8 protein-coding genes and 1 pseudogene are annotated in these 9,061 nt (G+C 66.5%); 2 read left to right on the top strand and 7 right to left on the bottom strand.

Features of this window, described 5'->3' with window-relative positions:
* Positions 1-821: 821 nt before the first annotated feature.
* Positions 822-1,946 (bottom strand): D-alanyl-D-alanine-carboxypeptidase/endopeptidase AmpH, encoded by a 1,125-nt coding sequence (ampH, locus tag SALMUC_RS26805; RefSeq protein ID WP_198014703.1) that lies wholly within the window; start codon positions 1,944-1,946, stop codon positions 822-824.
* A gap of 746 nt (positions 1,947-2,692) precedes the next feature.
* Here ampH and SALMUC_RS28635 point away from each other — a divergent pair.
* Positions 2,693-3,646, top strand: coding sequence for a helix-turn-helix domain-containing protein (locus tag SALMUC_RS28635; RefSeq protein WP_051156049.1), 954 nt, complete (start codon positions 2,693-2,695; stop codon positions 3,644-3,646).
* A 189-nt stretch (positions 3,647-3,835) separates the two neighbouring features.
* Complete coding sequence (locus SALMUC_RS28630; protein ID WP_020043471.1) at positions 3,836-4,774, top strand: Hint domain-containing protein; 939 nt, start codon at positions 3,836-3,838, stop codon at positions 4,772-4,774.
* A 2-nt stretch (positions 4,775-4,776) separates the two neighbouring features.
* On the opposite strand, the gene SALMUC_RS26790 is transcribed toward SALMUC_RS28630, so the two are convergent.
* The 6 genes and pseudogenes from SALMUC_RS26790 to SALMUC_RS26770 all read right to left on the bottom strand — a co-directional run.
* On the bottom strand, positions 4,777-4,986 hold the full coding sequence (locus SALMUC_RS26790) for a DUF6525 family protein (protein ID WP_020043472.1): 210 nt from the start codon (positions 4,984-4,986) through the stop codon (positions 4,777-4,779).
* Between the two features lie 82 nt (positions 4,987-5,068).
* A pseudogene (locus SALMUC_RS31410) lies at positions 5,069-5,137 on the bottom strand (DUF6525 family protein); the annotation flags it as partial.
* A 53-nt stretch (positions 5,138-5,190) separates the two neighbouring features.
* Positions 5,191-6,408: a GTP-binding protein gene (locus SALMUC_RS26785; protein ID WP_020043473.1), complete on the bottom strand. Its 1,218-nt coding sequence runs from the start codon at positions 6,406-6,408 to the stop codon at positions 5,191-5,193.
* Positions 6,409-6,482: 74 nt separating this feature from the next.
* Positions 6,483-7,151: a ZinT family metal-binding protein gene (locus tag SALMUC_RS26780; protein ID WP_020043474.1), complete on the bottom strand. Its 669-nt coding sequence runs from the start codon at positions 7,149-7,151 to the stop codon at positions 6,483-6,485.
* A 222-nt stretch (positions 7,152-7,373) separates the two neighbouring features.
* Complete coding sequence (locus SALMUC_RS26775; protein ID WP_020043475.1) at positions 7,374-8,027, bottom strand: class I SAM-dependent DNA methyltransferase; 654 nt, start codon at positions 8,025-8,027, stop codon at positions 7,374-7,376.
* 58 nt (positions 8,028-8,085) lie between these two features.
* The coding region (locus tag SALMUC_RS26770) for a dihydrolipoamide acetyltransferase family protein (RefSeq protein WP_020043476.1) at positions 8,086-9,061 on the bottom strand (976 nt) is incomplete at its 5' end.

The raw sequence follows: 9,061 nt of genomic DNA, 5'->3' as shown, positions 1-9,061 counted from the left end.
GCGACAAACCCGCCGCGTGTAAGCGCCCGACCTCCATTGCCTGCCTCTCCTCCCGTGGAGATTGCGTTCACACCCACGGCATCATGAGCCCTGATATGAACTGTGCCTGCCTGGATCCCAGCGTCCACTCTGCCGCCGGCACCCCCGGCTCCCCCGTCGCCGGCAATGGTCCGGGAAAAATAGTTGTCTGCGGGGCTCACGCCTCCGGCCTGACCTCCCTGCCCACCGATGGAATACGCTTCCATGCCTCGGGCACCAGGCTGATAAAGGGATACCGTCCCGGTGTTGAATGACGCCGAAGCCGTTCCAGCATTGCCTCCTGCGCCCCCTTGACCCGTCGACCCATTCAACTGGAAGACGGTATCCCCGCCGGCGGCAGCGCGAGAACCTGCACCGAACGCGGTCACGAAATCCCCGGTCGAGCCGTCTACTTCATGATCTCCACCGACAAACGAGATCGTTACATCATTCGAGTTGCCTCCCGTGCCACCGGCACCGGAGTTTCTGCCAGAAGTGCCGGGGGCACCGCCCCAGTATATGTAGGCCGCATTCGCGTTTCCCGGGGTATCAAGATCGCGGGAAAGGTCGCGAATGATCAAATCAAGGACCGAACTCGAGCGGTACTCGACGCCACGCCCTCCATTAATGTCACCGGTGCATGTCGCAGTGCCCCCCGAGACCGAGCAATCCGCCATGAGGCGAAGCGGATATGCCGTTCCCGTCGAAATCACTGCGGCTGAGAGTAGAAGGTGACATTTATTCATGAGATGTCCTGCAATGGTCGAAGAACTTGTTTCGGATGTCGAATGGCCCGCCGGAGGTCAGAACCCGCTCAGGCTGAACAGGATTTCGTTTGCCGCTTCGGTCATGTCCCGCGCCGCTTCGAAATCGAACTGGTTGATGGTGGCGAAGACGCCCACCTCGTGGCCGGGAGCGAAGGCGATATAGGACATCTGTCCTTGCAGGGCCCCGGACTTCTGAAAGAAGAACGGGTGGTCCGCCGTGGCCTTCATCGCGACCCAACCCAGGCCCATGCCATCCATGCGCCCCGATTCATCCATCGACCAGACCGTCTCCATGTCCGAGCGCTGCACGTAGACCCCGTGATCCAGGAAGCGCGCTTCCGCATCCGGCGCACCATCGTCCAGATGCCAGCGCATCCAGCGAAGCAGATCATTCGCAGTGCTGTAGAGCCCGCCCGAGCCCGTGATGACAGTGCCGGTCGGCACCGTCGGAAGCGGCTCGCCGTTCGGTGCGTGCCCGCTCATGATACGCCGCTCCATGGAGTCGGTTGGCACGAAGGCGGTATCCGTCATCCCCAGCGGCCCCGTGATCCTTGAAGCCAGCAGGTCCGGATAGGCTGCGCCGCCCGCCGTCGAGAGCGCGGCCGACAGCAGGTCGAAGCCGAAATTCGAATAGGCGATGCTGGTTCCCGGGCGAAAATTCAGAGTATTCTCTTCAAGCCAGCCCGCGAAGGCATCATGGGTGATTGTCTGGAACGGGTCGGCCATCGGGGCCGCGTCTCTGGGCACCTCTCGCGGCAACCCCCCGGCATGAGTGGCGAGATCGATCAGGCGGATGGACGGATGCTTCGAAGCTGCCTCGCCCAGTCGGCCCGGCAGGAGCGGTGCCACCGGATCAGTGAAGGCAACTTCTGATCGCGCCACCCCATGCGCCAGCATCTCACCCGCGAACACCTTGGTGATGGAGCCGACACGGAAGACCGTGTCACCGTCAGGCTCGATACCGTTCCCGCGTTCGGTCTCCCCGAACCCCTGCACCGTGAACGTGTCTCCGCTGACCACCCCGAGGATGAGGCCCGGCGCATCTCCCTCAAGATACGTGATCGCCCCGTTCAGGGACATCGTCTCGGCAATCAGGGCGTCTATGTCTGTTTCGCTGTCTTGTGCCTCGAGCGGGGCACACAGCCCTCCAAACATGGTCATGAGAGCGACACCGAGGGTCACCCTGGAAAGCCCTGTCATGTTCCCGCCCCACTCGAATACTGAAAATCGGCCGCTGGTGTATTCCGACACGGGCGGCTGCTGCGAAACGCCTCGCTGAAATCGGACCATCGCTTCCGGGAAAGGCTATCAGGGGGGTTGTGACGCGCCAGAATTTCGACTGTTGAATGCGCGGAGAAATTGTTGATTTACCGCCATCCCCGGTCCGTACAATCAGGACTTCAGGAGGGGCGCCTTTACGGATGTTTGCCGGCGGTCAGGGTTTCGAAATCGTACAGGTTTCCGATCGCCGTCATTTGAGCGCGGAGACGCACAACCGTTCCTTGCTGGTAACGGCGTCAAAGCTTCGCAAGGGCGTATTGAATACCCGAGGCGGCCCGGAAATCAGGATTTGCGACCGCCCCGGGGAAGTGAAACCGCGAACATCGGCTTGAGCCAAAGGTTGCCGACCACGTCGGCGGAAAAATGTTTGAAGCCAGGGCACCCCCGGCCCGGGCCATGTCGGCTGCCCTGTCGCCGGGGGCACGAACCACATTCTCGTCGGCACCGGACGCCTGAACTCTCGTGCCTCCGCGGCCGCCGGTCGCCCGCTCGTTCCGTGAAAGAAAACCGCAACTCGATGACGTTACGGTCGAAGACCCGCAGTTCAGGGGTGCGCCAGCCTCTTGCCGACACGTCACCCACCGGGTTTAAAGTCTCCCCTAGGTTGAGGCTGTCGGGAGTAAAAAGTGACGCGCATTCGCGAAGGAAAAGCCGCCCCGCTCGGCCTCCATCTGCAGAACGACCTGGCCGAGGGCGTGGTGAGGCGAAGGATCGGGTCCGTGGAGATGTCCTGGAGAGGAAATCCCGATCTCGATGGAAGCGGCGTCAGCTGGAGCTTGTCGAGTTTTCGCACGTCGGGGCCGGACACGGTCGAGGTGCAGAGCACGCGCGACCCGTCCTTCGTGTTCACACAGGTCCCGTTGCACGGAGGGTTCGCAGCCGAACTGTCCTGCGGGCACCATTACGACGCCCGGGCGCCGGGGCTCGTCAGACCGCGAATTTCCGGCGCGCTCTATCAGTTCGAGGCACCCGACAACGAGATCTTCGGAACCCTGGCGACCCTGGAGACCATCGAAGGCTGGTTCGGCGACCAGGTGCCTCCCGCGCTCAGACCATTGCTGGACGGTGTCGGCAACGAGACCTACCACAGCCCGCGTGCCTTGCCGGATTACCTGCGCCGGACATTGCTGGCCGCGCTCGGCAGCTCATCGCCTCTCGGCCCCCGGCTCGTCAGCAACGCGGCCCAACTGATCCTTGCGTTCCACCTCGAGCAAATGTGCATCGACGACAAGCCGCGCGTGACGCCCCTTGCGGATCGCCTTGCGCGCGATGCCCATGCCCTGCTGTCAGCCCGGCCCGAGGATCCCCCGTCACTCGCGGAAATCGCCGCGGAGGTCGGCGTATCGGCGCGCAGACTGGGAGAGGCCTATCGCATCGAGTTCGGCTGCAGCTACAACGCCGCCCTTCAGCAGGTGCGCCTCGAGGCGATCTGCGCCGCACTGCGGGAGGGAATGCCGATCAAGGTCGTGGCCCACCGCTTCGGGTATTCCAGCGTCAGCAACTTCTCCTCGGCCTTCCGTCGCCGGACGGGCTTGCCGCCGCGCAAGTGGCTCGAACACCAGGCCGCCCGCCGCCACTGATCTTCCGGGATAAAGCGGTCACGTCCCAACAGGATCGTCCGGGAATCAACAATCGTTCGGAAGGCGCATGACTCCCCGCCCCTCGTAGGGTCACCGGGGCGGAACACCGCCCCGGGCGCGGCCTGCAATTGCCCCCACCCAAACTGGCCGCGCCCGGAAACGATTGTCTTCAGTGGAGAAGCAGATCACATGCCGACCTCGTTCACATTCCAGAGTTCCATTGGTTCCGACGGCACTTCCGGCAGCTGGTACGACGATGCCGGGACGATCACGGCCGTGCAGGATGACGGCAGCATCATCCCTGGCGACGAGGTCACTCTCTCGGGCTTCGCGCCATTCACGATGGCGGACGGCGGCGTGGCGGGCGGCACTGGATACTACCTCGGAAGCGGCATTTTCGACGGCGTCGTCGGGTATGTCTTCGGCAACGCTGACACCGTAGGGGGCAATACGCAGTTTTTCGTCGTCTTCGATGCTCCTGACGGCGCCCAGTTCGGAACGGCCATCGCCTTCAACGACTACGCAGCCGATCCGTCGTCGCAGACCCTCTCGGACGACGCGGCCTGTTTTGCGCAGGGCACGCTGATCTCGACTCCCGTGGGGGAGCGCTTGGTCCAGGACCTGGTGATCGGCGATCTTGTGCAGACGTCGGATGGCCGGACAGTCCCGGTCAAATGGGTCGGGCGCCAGACCACCCACAAGGTCTTCGCATCCGCCCGCGTGCAGCCGGTCCGGATCGCGGCCGGAGCGCTGGGTTGCGGCCGGCCCCATACCGATCTCGTGCTGACATCGGATCATGCGATCGTCCTGGACGGCCTTGCCATCAATGCCGGAGCCCTCGTGAATGGCACGACCATCGTCCGTGTGCCCTTCGACCAGCAGCCGGAGGTGGTCACATACTTCCACGTCGAAACCGACGAGCACGATGTCATCCTGGCGAACGGTGCCCCGGCAGAGACCTACGTCGACTACGTCCAGCGCCGCGCATTCGACAATTACCGGGAATACCTCGATCTCTACGGCGAGGAGAAAACCATTCCCGAGATGCGCTTGCCGCGCATCAGCGCGGCGCGCCTGGTGCCACCCGGCATCCGCGAAAAGCTGGCAGGACATTCCAGCGCCGCCTGACGTCAGTTCGGTGATGGCAGGACCCAGGTCCTGTCCCTGGCCAGCGTGCGCGCCTCGATCTCCGACAGGCGCGCCAGCTTCGCGGCGGCATCCCCGCCGTGATCCGCCGCGAGCCGGCGCCAGAGCCGCAGCGCCGAGCGCGGCGACCAGGGCAGAACGGCCCCGGCCAGCCAGCGCCGCAACTCCGGCGGCAGCCTGTCGTAGGCCGCCATCGGGTCGCCCGCGCCGCGCCGGCGCGGCNCCCCCGCCGTGATCCGCCGCGAGCCGGCGCCAGAGCCGCAGCGCCGAGCGCGGCGACCAGGGCAGAACGGCCCCGGCCAGCCAGCGCCGCAACTCCGGCGGCAGCCTGTCGTAGGCCGCCATCGGGTCGCCCGCGCCGCGCCGGCGCGGCAGGCGCGTCGCGGCGTTCGACGGTCTCACGCCGCCTCCGAGGCCATGCGCCAGCGCGGGAAGGGATCGTCGAGCCCCGCCCAGGCCTCGGGGAGGAAGGCATCCTCCGCGACCAGCGCGCCGTCGAGCGCGGCGGTGATCCCCGCGCGGTCGAGGTTCGCCCCGATGAATACCAGCTCCTGCCGCCGGTCGCCCCAGGGCTCCTGCCAGTGCCGGCGCATGTAGGCCTGCGCCTCGGGGTGATCCGGGTGCCGCGCCGGCGGCACCGTCGCCCACCAGTGCCCCAGCGGCGCGATGCGGCTCATCGCCCCGGCCATCGAGAACTCGGCCAGCCAGTCGGGCCGCGTGGCGATCCAGAAATGCCCCTTGGCGCGGATCACGCCCGGCAGGCGTCCGTTCAGCACCTGCTGGATCTTCGCCGGGTGGAAGGGCCGCCGCGCGCGGTAGACAAAGGACGAGATGCCGTATTCCTCGGTCTCGGGCACATGGTCGGCGAAGCCGTAGAGCTCCTTGGCCCAGAGCGGATGCTCGTGCGCGGTGGCGAAGTCGAAGCGCCCGGTCCCCAGGATCTCGGCGCTCGGGACCTGGCCGAAGTCGGCCTCCACGATCCGGGCATCCGGGTTCAGCGCCGAGATCACCAGCCGCGCCGCCCGCCGCGCGTCGCGGCCCGCGTCGGTGACCTTGTTCAGCACCACCACGTCGGCGAACTCGATCTGGTCGACCAGCAGGTCCACGAGGGTGCGCTCGTCGCCCTCGCCAAGGCTTTCGCCCCGCTCCTGCAGCAGGTCATGGCTGGAATAGTCCGCCAGCAGGTTCACCGCGTCGACCACCGTCACCATGGTGTCCAGCCGCGCCACGTCCGACAGGCTCTGCCCCTCGGCATCGCGGAACTCGAAGGTCGCGGCCACGGGCAGCGGCTCGGACACGCCGGTGGATTCGATCAGCAGGTAGTCGAAGCGTCCGGTCTCGGCGAGGCGCCGGACCTCGGCCAGCAGGTCGTCGCGCAGCGTGCAGCAGATGCAGCCGTTGGTCATCTCGACCAGCGTCTCCTCGGTCTGGCTCAGCGCCGCGCCGCCGTCGCGCACGAGATCGGCGTCGATGTTCACCTCGGACATGTCGTTGACGATGACCGCCACGCGCAGGCCCTCGCGGTTGTTCAGCACGGCGTTGAGCAGCGTCGTCTTGCCGGCACCGAGAAAGCCGGACAGCACGGTGACGGGAAGTCGGGGATCACTCTGGGGCATGGATCGTCCTGCCTTTGGTCTGGGAAGTGTCGGGTGCGCCGGCGCACCGGGGGAGCGATGCGCCGGCCCGTGGATCAATGCGCGAGCATCTCGTCCACGATCTCGGCGCCATCGAGGCTCGAAGGGTAGTAGGTCGGCCAGTTCGTGACCTCATCGAGCAGCGCCGCGCGGTCGTCACCCCAGTAGAGGTGGTAGTGATCGGAGGCGGCGGGCGCGATGCGGTGGTCGCTGAACTGGATGAATTCCGGCGCCTCCGCGTCGCCGCCGGTCTTCTCGAAGACGTAGCGCACGCCGCGGTTGCCGGCCTCGTAGGTCAGCACCTCGTGTCCGTCGTCCTCGTAGCGGCCCTGCACCGGCGCCCCGTCGCGGAAGAAGGTGACGCGGCCCGCGTCGATCAGGATGCGGTCGACGTCGGTGGCATAGCCGGTCTCGTAGTAGGCCCGGTACTCCTCGGCCGTCTTGTCGCCGTGCTCGGCCTTGTGCCGCATCACCGGGGCGAGCGTGCCGTCCCGCAGGTAGGGATAGACCGATTGCCAGTCGCCCTCCCAGTCCGTCAGGGCCCGGGCCTCGATCTGGTCGTCGTCGAAATAGCCGTTGTAGATGTCGTCCCGGCCGTGAGCGTGGCTGTGGTCGTGCTCCTGCGTATGGTCATGGTCGTGCGACTCCGCGAAGGCGGGCTGCGGAAGTGCGAGGGACGCGCTCGCGACGAGCGCGGTCAGGGCGATGGTGAAGACGTGTTGCATGCCACCTGTCCGTTTCTGCTTGTTTCGATCGTGATTCGTTATGTTATATCATAACGTCTCTGCGGATATCCGGATCAGCCGTCGGGCTCAAGTCCCGGAATGCAAAGACGCCCCGGACCCAACCCGGGCCCGGGGCGTCACTCTCGGAATGGAGACACGCGGTTTACGGCAGATCAGCCATAGGTCGCGCTCATGTCAGAGCAGGAGCGCGGCGGCGCGCGATCAGCTCACGCGGCAAAGCGTGTGGATGACCCGGATGTCGTCGCCGAAGTCGGGATTGCCGGGCAGGTAGTCTTTCGGATCCGTGATCTCCAGGATCGTCCAGAGCCCCTCCCGCTCGAGCGCTTCCAGCGTCTTCCCGAACCCGAGCTCGTCCCAGCGATCCGTGCGCTGCGTGAAGGTGATGACGCCACCGGATTTCACGATCCGGCAGAGATCCCGCAGCAGCGCCGCGGAATCCTCGATGTAGGTCAGCACACCCACCGAGGCGGCCGCATCCATCGAGTTGTCGCCAATCGGCAGCGGCACATCCTGCAGATCGACGGCCACGAGACGCTCATAGGCGCCGTTCTCTTCCGCCAGCTTCAGGGACGCCTCCGAGATGTCGATGCCGTGGATCCGGAAATCGCCTGCCATGCGCATCGCGATGCTGAAGAGCCCGGTGCCGCAGCCGACATCCAGCACGCGATCCCCCGGCCTGAGATGCCCTGCGATCAGGTCAGCCGCGTCCATCGGGGCCGTGTAGTTCCACGATTTCAGGGTCTCGTCATAGCTCTCGGCCCAGTCGTCGTAGTATTCCGAAACGGCCCCGGAATCCGTCGCACCCGATTTGAGGTCGAAGGTCTTGTCCAGCTGGTCCCTGTCGTCGTCAGCCATCCGGCCCTCCTGAATTCCCTCGGTCGCGACCCTGTCCCGATCGCCCCGGGAACAGGTATCACCCTTCGCGCCGGCCGGCCACTCCGGCCTCCCCCGTCGTCCGCTCCGGGCCTCCAGGCGCGTCTGCGGCGAACAGCAGGGCCGGCACTTCCAGCAGCTCCTTCATCCGGGCGACGAAGCGCGCCGCGTCCCAGCCGTCGACGACCCGGTGATCGAAGCTCGCCGACAGGTTCATCACCTCGCGCGGGGCGAACCGGTTGCCGTCCCAGACGGGCCGGATCGCCTTGCGGTTCACGCCGACGATGGCGACCTCGGGATGGTTGATGATGGGTGTCGAGGCCACGGCGCCAAGCGCCCCGAGCGAGGTGATGGTCACGGTCGAGCCGCCCAGTTCCTCGCGGCCCAGCTTCCCCGCGCGGGCGCCCTCGGCCAGCCGGGCGATCTCGGCGGCCATGTCCCATAGGCTGCACGCCTCGGCGTGTCGCATCACCGGGACCATGAGCCCCTTCTCGGTCTGGGTCGCGACCCCGACGTGCACGGCCGCGAATTCGCGCAGGACACCTTCGACGTCGTCGTAATGCGCGTTCACCTGCGGCGCGACCCTGCGCGACAGGTCCATCGCGCGGATCAGGAAGGGCAGCAGGGTCAGCCTCGCCCGCGCCTCGCCGCGCTCATCTTTCATCTTGGCCCGCAACCGTTCGAGTTCGGTGACGTCGACTTCCTCGACGATGGTGATGGCGGGAATGGCGGCGTGCGCCCGCGTCATCTGTTCCGCGATCTTGCGGCGCAGGCCGATCACCCGGGTCTCGGTAACGCCGTCCGAGGCCCGGCGTGGCGCGGGCGCTGCCCCCCGGGTCAGGTGACGGTCGAGATCGGCATGGGTCACACGGCCCTCCGGGCCGGTCCCGGTCACCTCGGCAAGGTCCAGCCCCAGGTCCGAGGCGCGCTTGCGCACCGCCGGGGCGGCGAGCGCCTTGCCGCGCGGCCCTGCGGCCGATGTGGCGTCCGGCTCCCGGGCGGGCGCCGGTTCGGGC

This window comes from Salipiger mucosus DSM 16094 (assembly GCF_000442255.1).
Taxonomy (GTDB): domain Bacteria; phylum Pseudomonadota; class Alphaproteobacteria; order Rhodobacterales; family Rhodobacteraceae; genus Salipiger; species Salipiger mucosus.
Note: the sequence above shows the minus strand (reverse complement) of the source record. Positions and strands in the feature narration are given on the sequence as shown.

Coding starts and splice junctions, on each gene's coding strand:
- ampH (WP_198014703.1), bottom strand. CDS start 1,946: ATGACCATGTTTGGAGGGCTGTGTGCCCCGCTCGAGGCACAAGACAGC.
- SALMUC_RS28630 (WP_020043471.1), top strand. CDS start 3,836: ATGCCGACCTCGTTCACATTCCAGAGTTCCATTGGTTCCGACGGCACT.
- SALMUC_RS26790 (WP_020043472.1), bottom strand. CDS start 4,986: ATGGCGGCCTACGACAGGCTGCCGCCGGAGTTGCGGCGCTGGCTGGCC.
- SALMUC_RS26785 (WP_020043473.1), bottom strand. CDS start 6,408: ATGCCCCAGAGTGATCCCCGACTTCCCGTCACCGTGCTGTCCGGCTTT.
- SALMUC_RS26780 (WP_020043474.1), bottom strand. CDS start 7,151: ATGCAACACGTCTTCACCATCGCCCTGACCGCGCTCGTCGCGAGCGCG.
- SALMUC_RS26775 (WP_020043475.1), bottom strand. CDS start 8,027: ATGGCTGACGACGACAGGGACCAGCTGGACAAGACCTTCGACCTCAAA.